Raw genomic sequence first — 19,544 nt, 5'->3', positions numbered from 1 at the left:
GACTTTCCGGTGGTGCCCGGAATACGAGCGTCTATATATAAGGAATGGAGTGCCGATGGCGCGGGGACAAGAGAGCAAGCCGCATAGTGATCCTTTGGTGCGGCAGTACGAGATTTCAACGCTGGGTGCGTTGAAGTCCCCGAGGAAGCTGGTGCGTGAGGTTCTGGCGGGCCTTGTGGTTGCTCTGGCATTGATCCCGGAGGCGATTTCTTTTTCGATCATCGCGGGTGTTGACCCGGCGGTGGGCCTGTTTTCATCGTTCATCATGGCGGTTGTGATCGCGATTGCCGGTGGCCGTACGGCGATGATTTCTGCCGCGACGGGCGCTGTTGCGTTGGTGATTGCGCCGTTGATGCGTGACTACGGTTTCGATTATTTCGTTGCGTGTGTTTTGTTGGCGGGCGTTCTTCAGGTTGTTTTCGCGCTTCTGGGCGTTTCTAAGCTGATCCGTTTCGTGCCGCGTGCGGTGATGGTTGGGTTTGTGAATGCGCTCGCGATTCTGGTGTTTATGGCGCAGATGCCGCAACTGATCGATGTGCCGTGGGTTGTGTATCCGCTGTTGGCGGCCGGCATCGTGATTCTGTGGTTGTTCCCTAAGATCACTGGCGCGGTTCCGCCTCCGCTGGTCGCGGTGGTCGTGATCACCGCTGTGGTGATGATTTTCGATATCAAGGTCCCGACGGTCGGCGACCAGGGCGAGTTGCCGCATGGTTTGCCGCAGCTGTTTTTCCCGAATGTCCCGTTGACGTGGGAGACCCTGCAGATCATCGCTCCGTATGCGGCTGCGATGGCTTTGGTGGGTCTCATGGAGTCTTTGCTGACGGCCCAGTTGGTGGACAACATCACGGGGACCACTTCGAATAAGAAACGTGAGTCGTGGGGTCAGGGCCTCGCGAACATCACGTCGGGTTTCTTTGGCGGCATGGGTGGCTGCGCGATGATCGGGCAGACCATGATCAACGTGAAGGTTTCGGGTGCACGCACACGTATTTCGACGTTCTGCGCGGGCGCGTTCTTGCTGGTTTTGGTTTTGGTGTTTGATCAGTGGGTCGCTCAGATCCCGATGGCGGCGTTGGTTGCGGTCATGATCATGGTGTGTGTGGCGACGTTTGATTGGCACTCGATTCACCCGCGGACGTTGCGTACGCTGCCGAAGTCGGAGACGGTGATCATGGTGGTGACGGTCGCGACGGTTCTGCTGACGTCGAACCTTGCGATCGGCGTGATTGTGGGTGTTCTGACGGCCGCGGTGGTGTTCGTGCGGCAGGTTGCGCACGTCGTGCGTGTTGACCGTGAGCTTCAGGATGACGACGGCAATGTGCTTTCCGCTGATACGCCGGCTGATGAGGTGGCCCGGGCGGTCTATAGGGTGCGGGGCGCGCTGTTCTTCGGTTCGAGTAACGACTTCACGACGATGTTCCGCTACGGCGAGGACCCGGATGTGGTGAGTCTGGACTTGTCGCAAGCCCAGGTCTGGGATGCATCCTCGGTTGCTGCGCTGGATAGCGTTGAGGCAACATATACGGAACAAGGTAAGCGACTTGTCCTTGAGGGGATGAGCGAGAAGAGCCGCAGGGTTCACGGCCGCTTGAGCGGCGAGCTTGGCGGGAATTAGCTTCGACTTAGTTGTTAAGGGAAGACTGATGCGGAACAGTACGCGTCTGGTGGCAGGGCTTTCTGCTTTTGGTATGACGGCCGTGTTCCTGACCGGTGCTCAGGTAAGGACCCGGATGAAGGGTTGTGCGAAGAAGTCACCGCGGCGCTAGAGTCTCGGGATATCTACCACCTGTCTGACACTGACGACGCAGTTCGCCTATTGCAGGGCGGCTTTCCCGCGGATGAGCAACTTAAGGTCGAGGAGCAGTGGAAGGGCCTCTCTGAGAAGTGCGAGCCTTTCGCAGGCCTTACCGATGAGAACGAATAGGGTCTGTGGCGCTCGAAGTCTTTCCCGTATTCTGTAAGGGTCACGATCGACCCAACCTCGGTGGAGGAAGACTCATGAAGCACGGTACGCGCCTGGTTGCAGGTCTTTCAGCTTTTGGATTGGCTGCGGCGTTCCTGACCGGTTGTGGCTCTAAGGACCCGGATCAAGCTTTGTGCGACGATGCAACTGCGGTCCTCGAGAAAGCGGGAGCTTCGAACACGCAGGAGCTGGATCAGAAGCTTGCGAACGACCCGGCAAAGCTAGCCGAGGTGGGTAAGGGTTTGCGTGAGGCAGCGAATAAGAACAAAGACTCCGAGCACGCTGCACCGGTCGACTTGGCGGGCAGGATGTTAGAGGTTGCCGCGAAGGCTAGCGGGGACCCTGGCCAGATGGATCCGGAAACCATGCAAGAACTCACCAAGTTGAATCAAGAAGCATCTTCTCCTGAGATAGACAAGAGCGCTAAGGAGCTCACCGAGAAATGCCCTGCTTTCGTGTCTAGCAAGTAACTGTCTAGCAACTCACTAGGAGACGGGCATGCAAACCGGCCAGGAAGCACGCACCACAGCAAATGAGCACCGTTCGCTAGGTACCCGCTTCGTCGTAGGCTTGTCCGCGTTCGGCTTCGCTGCCGCGTTTCTGACGGGCTGCACGCAGAAAACCCCGGACCAACAGCTGTGCCACGACGCGACGCAGGTCTACAAGGAAGCCGGCGCTCCAGACACGGACGAGCTAGTTCCGCTCGCCAAGGAAGACCCCGCTAAGCTCGCTGAAATAGGCCAGGGCTTTCGTGAAGCAGCGGAAAAGAACGAAGCTTCTAAGTACGCAGAAATGGTTGATCTAACTGGCCGGATTTTCGAGAGCCTAGCGGGGATCGAGGGCGAGACAGACCCCAAGAAGGCTGATCCTGCCAAGACGAAACACCTCGCCGAGCTCATCCAAGAAGCTGAACTTCCAGAGACCAAACTGGATGCCCAGAGATTCAAAGAGAAATGCCCTGCCCTATACAGCGACTCCGAGTACTCTGAGTCCGTTGGTCTCATGGGAAAGATGATGACCACGGCCTCCAAGCTCGATACAGACCCGGATAATCAGGAGCTGCAAAACGAACTGAAGAGTGCAGCAGAACAGGCCGCCAAGCCTGGAGTTGCGGAGAAGGCTGATGAATTCGGTGATAAATGCCCGGCTTTCGCACCTTCGGGTTCGTAGCTTCTGCTATCTCCTGCGAGCCTTCGAGGACAGAGTTCATCCACCATTTACTTCCATTTGGCGCTGAAATCCTCGAGTTCCCGAGTGCTTCCGATAGGGTGTAAAAACCTATCTTGACCATATATTTATTGGAGGAAGACTGATGAAGCACGGTACGCGTCTTGTTGCAGGACTCTCGGCCATTGGCTTGATGGGGGCCTTCTTGACCGGTTGCGGCTCGAAGAACCCTGACGAAGCGCTGTGTGATGACGCGACGGCCGCGTTGAAGGCTGCCGGTGTTTCGCAGGCGAAGGATCTCGAGAAGGTCATCCAGGAGGACCCTGCCAAGGCGGGTGAAGCCGGAAAGGGCATGCGTGAGGCCGCGGAGAAGCATAAGGACTCCGAGCACGCTAAACCAGTCGAATTGACCGGCAAGCTCATGGAAGCTGCTGGGAAGGTCGCAACTGCGGAGGACCCTACCAAGGTTGATCCTGCAGTGCTGCAGGAGATCACTCAGCTGTCTAAAGAGGCAACGTCTTCGGACCTTAAAGCCAACGCTGATGAATTCGCTAAGAAGTGCCCGGCCTTCAACACGAACAACTAAGTAAGGCATCTGGTTGAGTTCTTGAGCTTTAGGACTGTTCTCAGGCGTGTTGGACGGTTATTATCAGTTCAAGACTGACCAGATATAGATACGGAGTACACCATGGGCACTTTCATCGTTGGCGTTGACGGCTCGCAGACTGCCTTCAAAGCTGCTTCTCGCGCAGCACAGCTGGCAGCACGGACTGGCGACACCCTCGTTGTGGTTTCGGCTCACTCCAAGGACAACACTGAAGTTGTCAACATCGGCACGGATACGTGGGTTCTCGATGACGCTGACCTCGCGGGTGACCTCGCTCGCCGTGTTGCTGATCGCCTCGTGGAGAAGGAACCTGAGCTCAAGGTAGAGACGGCAGCGATGTTCGGTAAGCCGGTTGATGCCCTGATCAAGGCCGCTAAAGAGCACGATGCTGACGTGATTTTCGTTGGCAACGTTGGCACGCATGGCCTCGGTCGTGTGCTCGGTTCTGTCGCTACCGGCGTCGTGCATAACGCGCCATGCGACGTCTATGTTGTCCGAACCTCCGGAAACTAACTTTCCATACTCACTAGATATGCCCGCGCAGCTGAATCGTCTGCGTCTGTGGTGCGCACCCGGGACCAGCCCCGATAAGTGGCTGCAACGCTTCGGTGAAGCCCGCCCTGACGTCACGGTTGAGCTGATCGCGGGCGTATCTGATTCCGTAGCCTTCGATGAGCTACTTCGCTTCCGCGCGGACGTCGCGTTGGTACGCCACAGCATTGATGATGTGTTGACGCAACGCGAGTTCCCCGGTGGTGTGCGCTTGCACGCGGTCGCCTTGTATGACGAGGACGCCGCGGTTGTCGCGGCCCGGGATCATGACGCTGAATACTGGGACGAACACGACTCGATCCCGCTCGGAGACGCCGCTGAATGGATGCGCCTCGACCCGGTTGACTATCCGGATGATGTTTCCGGGCAACGGATGATGGTTGAGGTCGTGGCTACTGGTGCTGGGGCTGTAGTCGAACTGCCTTTTCCGTTAGCGAGGATGCTTTCCCGTAAGGACGTAGTGGTTCGTCGCTTGCAGGTTGAGCCTCGCACCCGTGTATCGGTTGTCTGGGTGCACCCGGATTCGCTAGATGCGGTGGCCGGCATTGCGTTCACGGACACCGAACGCGAATCCCGTGAAGCTGTCATACAGGATTTCGTGGGGGTTTTGCGTGGACGCAGAGCCGGATCCTCGCGTGCCTCAGCGCAGATGGTGGAGAAACCGGCTCAGTCCGGTAAACAGCAAACTGCTGCCCAGCAGAAAGCTAGGACTTCTCGAAAAGGCTCTGCCCATCGAAAAGGCTCTGCCCAGCAGTCATCTGTGAGACGCTCAGGTTTTTCTCGAAAAGTACGCAGGAAGTACTAACTTTCGCGCTATAGGCTCGGTAGCTAGGCGGTTGCTCATGTGGGCCTCTCAGCGACCCCAAAAGTGCGTGACTGTTTCTATTTAATTCATCTAAATCGATTTATCGTTGCTTATATGGGCGTTATTCGGGCTAGGTGTGTGGGAAAATGGCCGAGTCAGATAGCTATATCAATCAGAGACAATAGCTGATGGTTGATAGATCGCGTTGACCTTACATCAGAAAAATAATCAGGAGCATTCAACCTCATGACGACAAGCGATCATGACAATACTGAAGAGACACTCATCGAAGGGCCCGACTCGTCCTCACACGTTCTGCGTAACACTGTGGTCGCGGATCTAGGCCGCCGCATCGTTCACGGCGATATTCGTAACGGCGCGCGTTTCACGTTGGACGACATTCAGAACCATTTCGATGTGTCTCGCACGGTTGCGCGTGATGCGATGCGAATCTTGGAGTCCATGGGTTTGATGTACGCGAAGCGCCGCGTGGGTTTGATCGTTACTGGTGCGGACCAGTGGCGTGTACTTGACCCGCAGGTTATGTCGTGGCGTTTGTCAGGGCCGCAGGGCGAAACACAGTACCGTGAACTCATCGAGTTGCGGCAGGCGGTAGATCCGTTAGCGGCCGCAGGGGCGGCGCAGAACGCTTCGCGCGAGATTAAAAATGAGATCATTCAGCTGGCTGGTCAATTGCGTGATGCTGCGGACTCGGGTGACATGGAAGAGCTGATTCGTGTTGATACAGCGTTTCACGAGCTGATTTTCACTCACAGTGGCAACTCGCTGTTCCGGATGTCGCCGGTGGTACTCCGGGAGATGATCCGCCGTGGTTTGACTATTGATGGGCAGCTGACGTGCCCGAGTGCTGACATGCTGTATCAGCATGATGCGTTGGCGCTCGCGATTTCTTCCGGTAGTGCTGAGCGTGCTCGCGAGGCGAGCGCGTACATCGTGAATGAAAGTGCGGCAAAGCTATCTTCTAAGGGAGATGCTGTCGAAGGGTAGGGCTTTCTGACAATTCTGCTCTGAGATGTCTGCTGTTCAAAGGTGATCTCCGCCTTCTGAAGGTGACAATGAGCCCCCTGTTGAAGGTGACAATGAGCACAGTTCGGTGCACCCTGGTTATAGTCAGGATGAATCGATTGCTCAGCCGGCAGAAGGTGGACCATGGAGTTTGGGGAGTTCTCAACAGTCAACGTTTCTGAGCGTGGGGACGCTCTGCTTGTCAGCATTAACAGGCCACAAGCGATGAATGCGTTGTCCACTCAGGTGGTCGCTGACCTTGATGCTGTGGTCACCAAGTGCGTCCAGCTCCTAGAATCGGCACCCGAGCAGGGCTGGCCTTTCCGCGCCGTGATCATCACGGGCGAAGGTGAGAAGGCTTTCGCGGCGGGCGCCGACATCGTTGAGATGAGCGACTACGACCCGGAGCAGGCGCGTGCGTATGCGGAGTCGATGCATAAGGTCACCCTGGCGTTAGAGGCACTGTCAGTCCCTGTGATCGCTGCCGTGAATGGGCATGCGCTCGGCGGCGGCTGCGAACTGGCATTGGCGTGCGATTGGATCATCGCTTCTGAGAACGCGTCGTTCGGTCAGCCGGAGATCACGCTCGGCATCATCCCTGGTTTTGGTGGGTGCGTGCGTTTGCCTCGCAGGGTCCCGCTGGGTGTGGCTCGCGAGATGATCCTCACCGGCAATCCTCTGAAAGCTCAGCGTGCGCTTGAGGTGGGGCTGGTCAATTGCGTGTGCCCGGATAAGGAAGCGTTGTTGGAGTGCGCTGATGAGCTGGTCTCCTCGATTGCTCGGCGCTCGCCGGTTGCTGTCGGGCAGGCTAAGCGGACGATGGCGCAGGCTGATGCGCTCACGGTCCATGATGGTTTGAACGTTGAATTGGATGCGTTTTCGGCCGTGTTTGGTTCGGAAGATTCGCGCGTGGGGCGGCAAGCTTTTGTTAACAAGCAGGCCGCTGAGTTCCCAGGCCGCTGAGTCCCCGGTCCGCTGAATTCCCGAGCCCGCTAGTTCCGGGTTGAGTGATTGTTGTAGGTTGCGCGCATGTTGGTGATTGGTGAGGCTCTCGTCGATGTTCTTCAGAAGCCCGACGGGAGTGTTTCGGCTCATACGGGTGGTTCGCCCCTGAATGTAGCTGTGGGGTTGGCTCGTTGCGGTGGCCGGGTGACGTTTGCGACGCGGCTGGGTGACGATGATGCGGCTCGGATGGTTTTGGACGCGTTGCAGCGTGAAGGGGTTGAGGTTTTCACGCCGCCTATGACCGGCGCGACGACTGTTGCGCGCGGTTCGGTGGGTTCTGATGGCCGTGCGGAGTATTTGTTTGAGTCGTTGACGTGGGATCTTGGTCCGGCTGATGACGAGTTAGTCGAGTTGGCTGCTGGGGCTTTGGTGGTGCATTCGGGTTCGTTTGCGGCGTCACTGGATCCGGGACGTTTCGGTGTGTTGAATTCGATGCGTAAGGCGCGTGGGCGTGCGTTGGTGACGTTTGATCCGAATGTTCGCGTGGATACTGCGGGTACGCGTGAGGTTGAGGTTGAGCGCATTGAGGAGGTCGTTGCGCTGGCCGATGTGGTGCGGGCTTCGGATGAGGATCTGGAGTGGTTGTATCCGCAGTCTTCTGCGTTTGAGACGGCGAGCCGCTGGCTTTCTATGGGCCCTTCGCTTGTCGTGGTGACGAGTGGTGGTAGCGATGCGGTCGCGATGACGGCTGAGCATGTTGTGGTGCGTGCGGCGCGGTCTGTCGATGTGGTGGATACGGTGGGCGCGGGTGATGCTGTGATGGCGGCGGTTATTTCTGCGCTGGTTGATGCCGGTTGTGGTGGTGTTGGGGCTGCTGAGCGGGTGAGTGCTTTGTCTGAGGCGCAGGTTTCGCGTTTGTTGGACGTGGCGTTGGCTGCTGGCGCGTTGGCGGTTGAGTCGGAGGGGGCTAATATTCCGTCGCGTGAGCGGATTTTGGATGTGGTTGGTCCGGTGGCGGATGGTCGCGAGGGGGTTTTGTTGTGAAGCTTCTAGCGACTGATCTGGATGGGACGGTTGTTCGTCGTGATGGGACGATGTCTGACCGGACTGTTGAGGCTTTGCATGCTGCCCGTGATGCGGGTGTGCATGTGGTTTTGGTGACGGGGCGTCCGTTGCGGTGGCTGGGTCCGGTGCGTGATCGTTTGGGCGATTTGGGCTCGGTGATCGCGTATAACGGGGCTGTTTTGTTTGATGATTCGCGTGGCTTGGTAGTGGAGGCTGCGGAGATTGGTGCTGACGCGATGCGCGAGGCGCGGGATCGGATTTTGTTTGCGGCTCCGGATGCGTTGTTTGCTGCGGAGACGTTGGAGGGGATCGTCGCGGAGCCGGGGTTTATCCCGAACCGGTATCGCGCGGGTTTTGTTGATGTGGGTGCCCGCGTTTCGGAGTCAGGTTTGGATTTCGATGAGGCGGTTGCGCAGCGTACGGTGAAGCTTTTGGCTAAGCGGCCGTCGGGTAAAGCGTCTGAGTTCGCGGCTGTGGTGGGGCGTGCTGTGGATGATGTTGTGACGTTGACGCATTCTGCGTTCGATATCGCGTTGTTGGAGATGTCCGCGCCGGGGGTCGACAAAGCGGCGCGTTTGCGTGATTTCGCGGCCTCTTTGGGTGTTGCGCGTGAGGATGTGTGGGCGTTCGGGGATATGCCGAATGATATTCCGATGCTCGCGTGGGCTGGCACTGGTGTTGCGGTGGGCCCGGATTATCAGATTGTTGCCGATGCTGCGGACCGCGTGGTTGGTCCGGTGCATGAGGATTCGGTTGCAATTGAGATTGAGCGGGTCTTGAAGCGCTTGTGATCCGGTGGGCCCTGTGAGCCCCGCTCGGCGACCCCGAGAAGTCCCTTCCCGCTAGCGTGCGCGGCGGCCGTGCTGGCGTTCGCCGGTGGTGCGGCCGTGGCGTGGGTCGGCGGCCACGGCGTAGTGGAGGAGCGCGCGGATTTCTGGCGCGTACTCCGCCTGGGTCTCTGGGTGCGCGTCACGTAGCAGCTCCATGAGCGCGAGGTAGCTGCGCACCTGGGCGAGCAACGTTGCCGGCATGAGGTATTCCAACAGGTCGTCGACCTCGGTGGGGGAGTCGACTGCGAGTGGCGCGAGGTAGTTGGTCAGGAGGGCCCTCATGGGTTCCTGGGTTGGCTCTGCGCGGAGGACGCTGCTGAGTTCTGGAGCGATCCCGGAGATCGCGAGTAGCGGGTTGGTGTAGGACGCGGCGCTCCAGCCGATGAACATGATCGGGTTGCGGCGGGAGTCGGGTAGCAGGATGCTTTCGCTGTCGGGGTTGAGCTGGTTGTAGACCAACGGCAACTGGGTAGAGGCGAGCGCTGCGGAGGCGTCTTCGAGGTGGCGTGCTTCGCGTGCGAGGAACGAGAGCGTCTCGTCTTCGATCCGTAGCGGATGGTTGTCTGGCATGCTCGCGTGGATGTCGAGCGCGTTGTAGTAGTGCTCTGGCCAGGAGTCGTCGGGGAAGGCGAGCGCGCCGAGGTTCATGAGGCGTTCGCTGTTGACGACGGTGGCTTGGTGGAGGTCGGAGGCCTCTGTGAGGACACGGCCGATGAGTTCGGTTGCGGCTTCGTTTTCTTCAGGGCTCGGAGTGTGGCCGCGGTGGCCCCGCTGCCGCTGTGGAATGAGCGAAGACAGTGGGGTGCCGATGCCGGGGCTCAGGATCCACCCTTGTTCCGGTTCCACCGCGATGGGGACGGGAACGTGGCCTTCGGTGACCGCAGCGAGGTGCGCTGTCAGTGTCGCTTCCGCTGCACGGGCAGGGGCGGTGGCCTTGAAATAGATGGTTCCCGCGGGCGTCTCGATGCTGTAGACGGTTGCCGCGAGCGTTGTAGACACAGGGGTGAGCTCGGCTTCGCACTCGATCCCGAGCACGTCGAGGGCGTGCTGAACCCAGCCGCGGGCGGTCTCCTGCCAGCCCTCGGTTTTCCAGGTGTCTACCCATTCACTCATGTCTGTTCCATCCTAGGACGGCGCGGCCCCTTGTGCACCTCTTGGATCTACTAGCCTAGCTTGCCAGGCTTGGCGCCTTGTGGTTCGTCCACCTGGGTAGGGACGGTTTTGCGCCACAGAGCGATTCCGCGCATCACGTGGTAGATCACCAGGGTTGCGATGGTTCCGAGCGCGATGCCGTCGAGGGTCAGGCCCGCGATCATGAGGACGTTCTCGCCGCCGTTCAGGGCGATCGCGATGATGAGGCCCGCGCCGGCGGTCATGAGGTTGATCGGGTTGCCGAAGTCGACCTGGTTCTGTACCCAGATGCGGGCGCCCATGATGCCGATCATGCCGTAGAGCACGATGCCCGCGCCGCCGAGAACACCCGGTGGGATGGTCGCGATGACGGCGCCGAATTTAGGCATGAAAGACAAGACGATCGCGACGAAACCGGCGATCCAGTATGCGGCGGTCGAATACACGCGAGAGGACGCCATGACGCCGATGTTTTCGGCGTAGGTAGTGGTACCAGAGCCGCCCGCGGCACCCGCGAGCATCGTCGCGAGGCCGTCACCCATGAGGGTTTTACCGTTGAGGTGGTCATAGCTCTTACCCGTCATAACACCGACGGTGCGGACGTGGCCCACGTTTTCTGCGATCAGAACGAACAGGACCGGCAGGAACAGCAGGATTACGTGCAGATCGAACGTTGGGTGGTGGAATGCTGGCAGGCCAACCCACGCCGCTTCCTTGACGGAGGCGAAATCGATTTCACCCTGCGGGAGCGCCACGAGGTAGCCGATCACGATGCCGAGAAGGATCGACAACCGCCCCAGCATCCCTCGGAACAGGACGGAACAGATCACGACAGCCGCCATCGTGCTGAAGGTCGTGAGTGTGTATTCCTTCATTTTCGGGACGGTCGAGCCCGCGAGGTTGAGGCCGATGAGCGCGACGATCGTGCCCATCACGGCCGGCGGCATGAGCGCGTGAATCCACCCGGTTCCGGTGCGGTTCACGATGACGCCCACCAGGAACAGCGCGAAACCCGTCACGAGCACGCCGCCGAGCGCGGCACCGAAGTTATCGCGGCCCGGGCCCATCGCAGCGCTGACCGGGGCGATGAACGCGAAAGAAGAACCGAGATAGCTCGGGATGCGGTTGCCCGTAACGAGCAAGAAGATGATGGTTCCGAGGCCCGAGAACAGCAGGGTCGTGGTCACCGGGAAGCCAGTCAGCGCCGGAACCAGCACAGTCGCGCCGAACATCGCCATGACGTGCTGAACACCGATACCGATGGTCTGCGGCCAGTGGAGACGCTCATCAGGGGCAACAGCTGCGTTCGGTGCAACGGTGCGGCCATCGCCGTGCACAGTCCAGCTGAACATCGGCTTGCTGTTATCTAGCATGGTTCTCCCTGAATGACGCCGTCCTCGAAACCCCGCCCGAACAATACGCGGGCATCCCTGACCGCGGCGCACAGCGTCGCGAAAGCATGGTGGGGTCGAAGCGTTATTTTACTCCGCGGCATGCGAACAGACGAACTCGGGCGAGAGATGTTCTTGGCCGCGCGAATCCGAGCCCATAGGATCGAACCATGATGGCCTCAAACGTCACACCTGAAAACGCTGCCCGCATCCGCACCGCCCCAGAAGGCGTGGAAAAGCGTGGACTCCACGAGACAGTCACGCACATCCGCGACGGCGCGCACTCTCGCATTGCCCACAAGCGGCGCTTCAGGATCGCCCAGCTCGACGCGCTCGAAAAGATGCTCGCCGAGAACCGTGACGAACTGCTCGATGCGCTCGCCGAAGACCTCGGGAAGTCAGCAACCGAATCCTCCGTGGCCGAACTGCAAGTTGTTCAGGGCGAAATTGAGCACGCCCGCCGCCACCTCGACGACTGGATGATGCGCCGGAAAGTTTCTTCCCCCATCGCGCTGGCCCCGGCATCCGCCACCGTGATGCCGCGGCCTAAAGGGCTCGTGCTCATCATCGCGCCGTGGAACTACCCCGTAAACCTCACCCTCGGCCCGCTCGTAGCGGCGCTCGCCGCGGGCTGCTGTGCCGTGCTCAAGCCGAGCGAGCTGGCGCCCGCCACCGCGGAGGTTTTGACGCGGTTGATCCCGAAATACCTCGACCACCGGACTGTGGCGGTCGTCAACGGCGCGGCGGAAGAAACCCAAGAGCTACTGAAAGAACAGTGGGACCACATCTTCTTTACCGGTTCCGAGAAGGTCGGGCGCATCGTCTACCGCGCAGCGGCGGAGCAGATGACGCCGTGCACGCTCGAACTCGGCGGGAAGAGCCCCGCGGTGGTCGTGGATGGCAACATCAAGACGATCGCGCGCCGTATCGCGTACGGAAAGTTCATGAACGCCGGGCAGACGTGCGTGGCCCCCGACTACATCCTCGCGGTCGGCTCACGCGTGAGCCGCGCGCTCGAGAAGGAGCTTCCTGCCGCGATCCAACAGTTCTACGGCGCAGACCCACAGAACTCGCCTGACTATCCGCGCATCATCACCCCGCGTCACGCGGAACGGCTCGCGGGCTTCCTCGACCAAGGCCGCGTTGTCACCGGCGGAACAGCGGACGTGGACGACCGCTACATCGCCCCGACGGTGCTCGCCGACATCGACCCCGAGGCGCCCGTGATGCAAGAGGAAATCTTCGGGCCGATCTTGCCGATCATTACGGTGGATACGCTCGATGACGCACTCGACTTCATCGAAGACCGGCCAGACCCGCTCGCCGCATACTTGTTCTCTGACAAGGCAGGAACCCACCGGGTTTTCGAAGATAACGTGCGTGCCGGCGGAATCTGCATCAACGCGGCCGTGATCCAGCTCGCGGTCCCATCGCTGCCGTTCGGTGGCATCGGCGCTTCCGGAATCGGTCAGTACCACGGCAAAGCAGGCTTCGACGAGTTCAGCCAGGACCGTCCAACGCTGTCCAAGCCGTTGCGCCTGGACACACTGAGGGTCGCCTACCCGCCATACGGTGCGACCAAATCGAAACTGCTGAAAGAGCTTCTGTAGGGGAGCTTCTGTAGCCCGCCTAGATCGATCTCAGATCAGGCCTTCCGAGGCAAGCTCGTGCTGCATCAAGGCCGCGATGCACAAAAGCTGGACCTCGGAACCCATCCGGCCGATCAGCTGAGCCGACATCGAGAACCCATCCGGAGTCCAACCCACCGGAACAGTTACGGCCGGAACCCCGGCGACGTTCACCATCGACGTGTACGGCGTGTACAGGCACTGCAAGCGGTAGTCCGTTGCGCCGTCGTGCTCCGTGAAGTAACCGATCCGCGGCGGGGTGTCCGCCATCGCGGGGGTCACCACGACATCGAACGAACCCCACGCAGTCGACATCGCGCCGCCGATCTCGAGCAGCCGCTCATTCGCGTTCTCCTGCTCCTGTGGCGTGCGGGCCTGCGCCTCAGCGCGGAACGACGCCGCGAGGTCGCCCAGCTTGTCCTCATACTGGATCGGGGCGCGGCCCAGGCCGGCGGTCCAGACTTTGCGGAAGGTTTCGTCGTAGTCGCTTGGAGCTTCCCACGGGGACTCCTCAACCGCGGCGCCCAAGCGCTCCAAAACCGCGCAAGCTCGCGCGAAAGCGGCCTCGGCGGCAGGGGAGATCTCGACGGGTAACGCGGCATCAAACGCGCTCGCACGCGTGAAACCAACGTGGAGGCCAGCGAGACCCTCGGAATGATCCAGCGTGTTGACCACAGCATCCAAAGCCGGGGTAGCGGAGTGACCAGCCGCAAGCCGCGAACGATCAAACAGCAGGCCATCCAACATCAAGGCGGCGTCGCGAGCGTCGCGCCCCAGAGGACCAGTGACCCCGAGTTTCGGGGCGCCCCAGCGGTCCACAGCGGCGACGTTGCCGTCCTCATCCGTGATGTCCTCAACCATCGCTCCGCGGCCCAGCTTGAGGCCCACAAGCCCCATGGCGGAAGCCGGAATACGAACCGAACCACCACCGTCGTTACCCGGCGCAACCGGCATCAAACCGCCAGCGACCGCCGCGGCAGCACCACCCGAGGAGCCGCCAGGAGTGCGTGAAACGTCCAGCGGATTCCGGGCAGGCGGATGAATAGGGTTCTCCGAATGGCACGAAAGCAGGAACTCGGGAACCGTCGTCTTGGCAAACAGATTCGCGCCAGCGGAACGCAACCGGGACGCGTGCAAGCCATCCTCGCCCGCGACCACATGATCCACCGCGGCTGAACCGTGCGTTGTAGGCAGACCCGCAACGTCCAGGCCGTCCTTCAACCCCATCGGCAACCCAAGCAACGGCGGGACGCGCTTACCCAGCGCGGCAGAATCAGTGCCCGCGGAGCTGGGGCCTTTGGCGGCAGAGCCGCGGAAGCCGGCCAGCGCATCGTCCGCATCGCGCGCCTGAGCCAACAGCATGTCCTCATCCCACGTGACGACCGCGTTCAGAGCAGGGTTCTTGGAGCGCACCCGCTCAGCTACGTCCTGGGCGACCTCAACCGCGGAGATCTCGCCCGCAAGCAACTGCCGCCGCAACTCAGCGGCCAACGGCAAGCCATCATCAACCCTGCGAGGAACACCAGACAACGCTTCCGGAATCTCAAAACTCATACAACCATGATGCCAACCCGCCCCCACAGCGTCACACGAACGCCACGAAAACGAAGCACACCATGAAAACAAACCGCCTCACGAAAACAAAGAACACAGAGGCACTCGATACAGTGGAAATCTGTAGGCTGGGAAACACAGATACCGGCCACTCCGTGAGCAAGGAGGACACCATGTCAGACCTCTTCGAAAACGTCAGCGTCAACGACGTCCCAGAGAACGCAGCGATCCTCGATGTTCGCGAACAAGACGAGTGGGACGCCGGGCACATCGCCGGTGCGCGTCACCTGCCGTTGAGTGAACTCATGCAGCGCTACGAAGAACTTGATCCGGATGAGGACCTTTACATCGTGTGCCGCACGGGTGGCCGCTCGATGCAGGCTTGCGGCTGGCTTGCAAACCAGGGGTACAGCGTCTTCAACATCGCAGGCGGCTCCGGCGCATGGCTTGATGCGGGCAAGCCGATCGAATGCGATAACGGCGAAACTCCGCGCATCAAGTAAGCCGCAAGAGACCGTACTGTATATGCCGCGAGGGGCATGCGCAGGCGATATATACATATCCGCGCATATAAGGACATTGCGACCGTGAAATACACCTATCTGGGACCAGCTGGAACCTTCTGCGAACAAGCCCTCCTCACGCTTCCGGGGCCCGCAGCGGAGCCTGAACACAACCGTATCCCAGCCACCAACGTCGACGCCGCACTTCAGCTGGTGCGCGACGGTGAGGTTGACGCGGCCGTTGTCCCCATCGAGAACTCGGTTGAAGGTGGCGTCTCCGCGACCCTGGACGCGATCGCGGCAGGTGACTCACTCCACATCGTTGCCGAAGCCGTGATCCCCGTGACCTTCCAGCTCGCGGCGCTACCCGGCATCACAAGCCTCGGAGAGATTCAAACCATCTCAACCCACGGCCACGCGTGGGCCCAATGCCGGCAATGGGCACAGAACACGATCCCGAACGTCGATTTCCTGCCCGCATCGTCCACTGCGGCAGGCGCGCTCGGGTTGCTCGAGGAGAATCCGGCGTATCAGGCAGCGATCTGCTCGCCGCTGGTCGCAGAGCGCCACAACCTTAACGTGCTCGCCGAAAGGATCGAAGACAATCAAGGCGCCGTCACGCGTTTCGTCATGGTCCAGAAACCCGGCCGCATCCCAGAGGCGACGGGATCAGATAAATCCACGATCGTCGTCGAACTCACCCACGACCGCCCCGGCGGCCTGCGTGAAATCCTCGACCACTTCGCAACCCGAGGCGTCAACCTGACCCGCATCGAGTCCCGGCCCACCGGAACCGGCCTCGGGCAATACTTCTTCTCGATCGACCTCGAAGGCCACATCAGCGAACCTCGCGTCGAAGAAGTACTCCACGGGCTGCACAGGATCAGCACCTACATCCGGTACCTCGGCTCCTACCCATCAGCGACCCCCGTGGTCGTCAACGTGCCACCCCACGCAACCCCCGAGGCCTATCAAGCCGCCGACGCCTGGCTCCAGGAAATCCTTGAAGGCGGCAAGCCCGCGTAAGCAGGCGTGCCGGCGCTAGCTACGCAGAACGTCGAGCGCCTTCCGGAAACCCCTCGGAAGCATCGCCAGCAAATCCCCACCAGGTGCGCACCGATCCACCGGGCGAGGAACGCGCAACGACAACGCGTGCTTGACGACCTCCGAAGTCAACGTCGTCACCTCACCCACCGGGTCACCATCGATCTGTGCCATAACAGGCTTCAACGGGCGAACCGAAATCTTCCGCGTCTGAACATGCGCCATCATCCGCGTGCGCAAATCCTTATGCCACAGCGTCTTGACGCCCACAATCGACCAACCCAACGCCGTCCGCGGCCTATACAGCACCACATCCTGCACACCATCAGACATCGAAGCGCCCGGCGCGAACTCGATACCACCCTGAATAAAGCCCGCGTTCGCCATCAAGATAGTACGAAAATCAACCGTCTCCCACGCGCCCTCACCAAGCCGAACACGAGCCTCCTTAGGGAAGCCCGCCAACCGCTGCAAACCAGCAGCAACATATGCGCCCGGCCCAATCAGCTTCTTGAGCAGACCGTTCGTGCTCGACATGACCTCAGCATCGATCCCCACACCAGCCGCAACAAGACTCAACTGCGAATCAACAGACCGGTCCCGCTTGACCAACTCAACCCGTAACGCATCCACGTGATGCACCTCGCCCAGCAACGCTGTGCGGATCGCACCAGAAACATCATCCGGATCAATACCCACATTCCGCGCCAACAAATTCCCCGTACCCAACGGCAAAACAGCCAACTCAACATCGCTACGGCCCACCAAATACTCCGCAACAACGCGAATCGTGCCGTCCCCACCACCAACAATGATCAGATCCGCGCCCGCAGCCAACGCCTCCGCTGCCTGACCCGCCCCCGGATCATCCTCCGTCGTCTCAAAAAACAACGGCTCCGCTAAACCCTCAGCCTGCGCAACCTCACGGATCTCATCGCGGATCGCCCCCAAATCAGGCTTACCGCCATTCAAAATCACCGCAGGCTGAACCACGAGCGCACCAAAACCTTTCACACCGGTCCACGAACAGGTCGTCCCCATAGATTACCGGCCAAGCTACGCAACTATGAACAACACAAGGCACAACAAACCCCTCAAAATGCACGTGACAGGTAGGCTTATAACCATGATCGACTTGAAAGACCTGGCCGAAAACCCAGAGAAATACCGTGCATCCCAACGCGCCCGCGAAGCCGACGAACAACTCGTCGATCGCGTTCTCACGGCCGACGCCGAACGCCGCAGCGCGCTCGCCGAGTTCGAATCACTCCGAGCAGAACAAAAAGCGTTCGGTAAGAAAGTCGCTCAAGCCTCCGGCGAAGAAAAACAAGCCCTCCTCGAAGGCGTCAAGCAGCTCGCCAGCCAGGTCAAGACCGCGGAAGCCGCCGCAAACAAAGCCCAGGAACAGCGCGACGAGATCGCCGCATCGTTCCCTAACGTCATCATCGACGGCATCCCAACCGGCGGCGAAGACGACTTCGCCGTCCTCAAAACCGTCGGAACCCCACGCGACTTCAGCGCCGAAGGCTTCGAACCACGCGACCACCTCGAACTCGGCGAAATCCTCGGCGCCATCGACATGGAACGCGGCGCGAAAGTATCCGGATCCCGCTTCTACTTCCTCAAAGGCGTAGGCGCACGCCTAGAAATGGCCCTCATCAACATGGGCATGGACCTCGCACTCCGCAACGGGTTCGAACCGATCATCACCCCAACACTCGTGCGCCCACAGACGATGCGCGGAACCGGCTTCGACGTCGAACACGACGACGAAATCTACCGCCTCGAAAAAGACGACCTCTACCTCGTCGGCACGTCCGAAGTTGCGCTCGCCGGCTACCACGCCGACGAAATCCTCGACCTCAGCGGCGGCCCCCTCAAGTACGCCGGCTACTCCACCTGCTACCGCCGCGAAGCCGGCTCCGCAGGCAAAGACACCCGCGGCATCATCCGCGTGCATCAGTTCAACAAGCTGGAAATGTTCATCTACTGCCAGCAAGAACAAGCCGAAGAACTCCACGAGCAACTGCTCGCGTGGGAAGAAGAAATGTTGCAGTCCCTCGGGCTCGCCTACCGCGTCATCGACACCGCGGCAGGCGACTTGGGAACCAGCGCCGCACGCAAATTCGACTGCGAAGCGTGGGTACCAACCCAAGGAACCTACCGCGAGCTGACCTCCACATCGAACTGCACCACGTTCCAGGCCCGCCGCCTCAACGTGCGCGAACGCGTGAGCGACGCCGAAGGCAAGAGCAAGGGCACCCGCTCCGTAGCGACGCTCAACGGAACGCTCGCAACCACCCGCTGGCTCGTCGCGATCCTGGAAACCCACCAGAACGCCGACGGTTCGGTCACCATCCCAGAAGTCCTACGCCCATACATGGGTGGAATGGAAAAGCTCGAACCCATCCAGCGGTAGCCGTGCGCGCTAGCTAGAGCGCACGGCTACCCGAGGGCCCGCCCCACAAAGAATCCCAGCTGAAAGAGCAAGGTTGAGATGAGTGAGAACAGCCCGTACATGATCTGCCTCGACGTCGACGGCACCATCGTCGACCATTCAGGCGAACTCTTCGAACCCGTCCGCGAAGCCGTCCACGCAGTCAGGCGGGCGGGCCACGAAGTCATCATCGCAACAGGCCGCTCGCTCCCCGCGACGTTGCCTGTTGCGGAAGCCTTGGGGATCGAAAAGGGCCACGTAGTTTCCTCCAACGGAGGCGTCACCGCGCAGCTCGACCCCGCGTATTCGCGCGGATTTTCGGTGGTCGACCGGCGTACTTTTGACCCTGAACCGGCTCTGCGGGCCCTCCAGGAAGCGCTCCCTGTGGCGAAGTTCGCGATCGAAACAGACAAAGGCGACTTCCTATCGACCGAACGCTTCCAAGACGCGAGCTTTGGCGTCCAGGCCCGGGGCGTTAGCCTCGAAGAAATGATGGACGCTGATGCGGTGCGGCTCGTCGTGTTCTCAACCGACTCAACCGCGGAAGACTTCGGCCGTGCCGTCGAAGGCATCGGCCTCTCTGGCGTCACCTATTCCGTCGGCTGGTCCGCGTGGCTCGACATCGCAGCCCACGGCGTCACCAAAGGCTCCGCACTCGAAGCGTTGCGCTCACGGCTCGGCTTCCCGATCGAAAAGACCGTGGCAGTCGGCGACGGCCGCAACGACATCGAAATGCTCGCATGGGCCGGACGCGGCGTAGCGATGGGGCAAGCCGTTGAAGAGGTCCGCGCCGCAGCTGGCGAAGTCACCGGCCACGTCAACGACCACGGCCTCGCCGACGTCCTCAACTCACTGCTGTAGTTAGTCGGGAGCGTTCCGCAAGCGTCACTGCTCTA

The 19,544-nt window shown here is 60.5% G+C and carries 19 protein-coding genes; 15 read left to right on the top strand and 4 right to left on the bottom strand.

What is annotated here, in order from left to right; all coding sequences use genetic code 11:
- Positions 1 to 55: 55 nt before the first annotated feature.
- The 10 genes from CAY35_RS04310 to CAY35_RS04260 all read left to right on the top strand — a co-directional run bounded on the left by CAY35_RS04310 (position 56) and on the right by CAY35_RS04260 (position 8,921).
- Positions 56 to 1,615 carry a SulP family inorganic anion transporter gene (locus CAY35_RS04310; protein WP_109303472.1) on the top strand — a complete coding sequence of 520 codons (1,560 nt, stop codon included), beginning with the start codon at positions 56 to 58 and terminating at the stop codon, positions 1,613 to 1,615.
- Positions 1,616 to 1,998: 383 nt separating this feature from the next.
- Positions 1,999 to 2,433, top strand: coding sequence for a hypothetical protein (locus tag CAY35_RS04300; protein ID WP_109303470.1), 435 nt, complete (start codon positions 1,999 to 2,001; stop codon positions 2,431 to 2,433).
- Positions 2,434 to 2,461: 28 nt separating this feature from the next.
- The gene (locus tag CAY35_RS04295) at positions 2,462 to 3,133 is read left to right on the top strand and encodes a hypothetical protein (protein WP_109303469.1); all 672 of its coding nucleotides are present in this window, start codon (positions 2,462 to 2,464) and stop codon (positions 3,131 to 3,133) included.
- Between the two features lie 142 nt (positions 3,134 to 3,275).
- Complete coding sequence (locus CAY35_RS04290; protein ID WP_109303468.1) at positions 3,276 to 3,716, top strand: hypothetical protein; 441 nt, start codon at positions 3,276 to 3,278, stop codon at positions 3,714 to 3,716.
- Positions 3,717 to 3,818: 102 nt separating this feature from the next.
- Entirely contained in the window at positions 3,819 to 4,250 is a 432-nt protein-coding gene (locus CAY35_RS04285) for a universal stress protein (protein WP_101630801.1), read from the top strand.
- Positions 4,251 to 4,269: 19 nt separating this feature from the next.
- Positions 4,270 to 5,094, top strand: coding sequence for a LysR family transcriptional regulator substrate-binding protein (locus tag CAY35_RS04280; protein ID WP_109303467.1), 825 nt, complete (start codon positions 4,270 to 4,272; stop codon positions 5,092 to 5,094).
- Between the two features lie 246 nt (positions 5,095 to 5,340).
- Positions 5,341 to 6,102: a FadR/GntR family transcriptional regulator gene (locus CAY35_RS04275; RefSeq protein ID WP_109303466.1), complete on the top strand. Its 762-nt coding sequence runs from the start codon at positions 5,341 to 5,343 to the stop codon at positions 6,100 to 6,102.
- 162 nt (positions 6,103 to 6,264) lie between these two features.
- Complete coding sequence (locus CAY35_RS04270; protein WP_109303465.1) at positions 6,265 to 7,083, top strand: enoyl-CoA hydratase/isomerase family protein; 819 nt, start codon at positions 6,265 to 6,267, stop codon at positions 7,081 to 7,083.
- A gap of 66 nt (positions 7,084 to 7,149) precedes the next feature.
- Complete coding sequence (locus tag CAY35_RS04265; protein ID WP_109303464.1) at positions 7,150 to 8,109, top strand: PfkB family carbohydrate kinase; 960 nt, start codon at positions 7,150 to 7,152, stop codon at positions 8,107 to 8,109.
- Positions 8,106 to 8,921: an HAD family hydrolase gene (locus CAY35_RS04260; RefSeq protein WP_109303463.1), complete on the top strand. Its 816-nt coding sequence runs from the start codon at positions 8,106 to 8,108 to the stop codon at positions 8,919 to 8,921. Before CAY35_RS04265 ends, CAY35_RS04260 begins: the two co-directional genes overlap by 4 nt.
- A gap of 51 nt (positions 8,922 to 8,972) precedes the next feature.
- On the opposite strand, the gene CAY35_RS04255 is transcribed toward CAY35_RS04260, so the two are convergent.
- Positions 8,973 to 10,073 (bottom strand): phosphotransferase, encoded by a 1,101-nt coding sequence (locus CAY35_RS04255; RefSeq protein ID WP_109303462.1) that lies wholly within the window; start codon positions 10,071 to 10,073, stop codon positions 8,973 to 8,975.
- 50 nt (positions 10,074 to 10,123) lie between these two features.
- Complete coding sequence (locus tag CAY35_RS04250) at positions 10,124 to 11,464, bottom strand: uracil-xanthine permease family protein (protein WP_258265620.1); 1,341 nt, start codon at positions 11,462 to 11,464, stop codon at positions 10,124 to 10,126.
- Positions 11,465 to 11,652: 188 nt separating this feature from the next.
- Between CAY35_RS04250 and CAY35_RS04245 the strand changes: the two genes are divergently transcribed.
- Positions 11,653 to 13,092, top strand: coding sequence for an aldehyde dehydrogenase family protein (locus tag CAY35_RS04245; RefSeq protein WP_109303461.1), 1,440 nt, complete (start codon positions 11,653 to 11,655; stop codon positions 13,090 to 13,092).
- Positions 13,093 to 13,122: 30 nt separating this feature from the next.
- Here CAY35_RS04245 and CAY35_RS04240 read toward each other — a convergent pair whose 3' ends face one another.
- Complete coding sequence (locus CAY35_RS04240; protein WP_109303460.1) at positions 13,123 to 14,664, bottom strand: amidase; 1,542 nt, start codon at positions 14,662 to 14,664, stop codon at positions 13,123 to 13,125.
- Between the two features lie 173 nt (positions 14,665 to 14,837).
- Here CAY35_RS04240 and CAY35_RS04235 point away from each other — a divergent pair, with 173 nt between their 5' ends.
- A complete protein-coding gene (locus tag CAY35_RS04235) occupies positions 14,838 to 15,167 on the top strand; it encodes a rhodanese-like domain-containing protein (RefSeq protein ID WP_109303459.1) in 330 nt (109 codons plus the stop codon).
- Between the two features lie 75 nt (positions 15,168 to 15,242).
- On the top strand, positions 15,243 to 16,193 hold the full coding sequence (pheA, locus tag CAY35_RS04230; protein WP_109303561.1) for a prephenate dehydratase: 951 nt from the start codon (positions 15,243 to 15,245) through the stop codon (positions 16,191 to 16,193).
- Between the two features lie 15 nt (positions 16,194 to 16,208).
- Here pheA and CAY35_RS04225 read toward each other — a convergent pair whose 3' ends face one another.
- Complete coding sequence (locus CAY35_RS04225; RefSeq protein WP_181377481.1) at positions 16,209 to 17,225, bottom strand: diacylglycerol/lipid kinase family protein; 1,017 nt, start codon at positions 17,223 to 17,225, stop codon at positions 16,209 to 16,211.
- 112 nt (positions 17,226 to 17,337) lie between these two features.
- On the opposite strand from CAY35_RS04225, the gene serS reads away from it, so the two are divergent.
- Together serS and CAY35_RS04215 are read left to right on the top strand one after the other, a co-directional pair.
- Positions 17,338 to 18,630, top strand: a complete 1,293-nt coding sequence (gene serS / locus CAY35_RS04220; protein ID WP_109303457.1) for a serine--tRNA ligase — start codon at positions 17,338 to 17,340, stop codon at positions 18,628 to 18,630.
- 78 nt (positions 18,631 to 18,708) lie between these two features.
- Positions 18,709 to 19,509, top strand: coding sequence for an HAD family hydrolase (locus CAY35_RS04215; protein ID WP_181377480.1), 801 nt, complete (start codon positions 18,709 to 18,711; stop codon positions 19,507 to 19,509).
- Positions 19,510 to 19,544: the final 35 nt, after the last annotated feature.

This window comes from Pseudoglutamicibacter cumminsii (assembly GCF_003143995.1).
Lineage (GTDB): Bacteria > Actinomycetota > Actinomycetes > Actinomycetales > Micrococcaceae > Pseudoglutamicibacter > Pseudoglutamicibacter cumminsii_B.
This window is presented reverse-complemented; position numbering and strand designations above follow the sequence as displayed.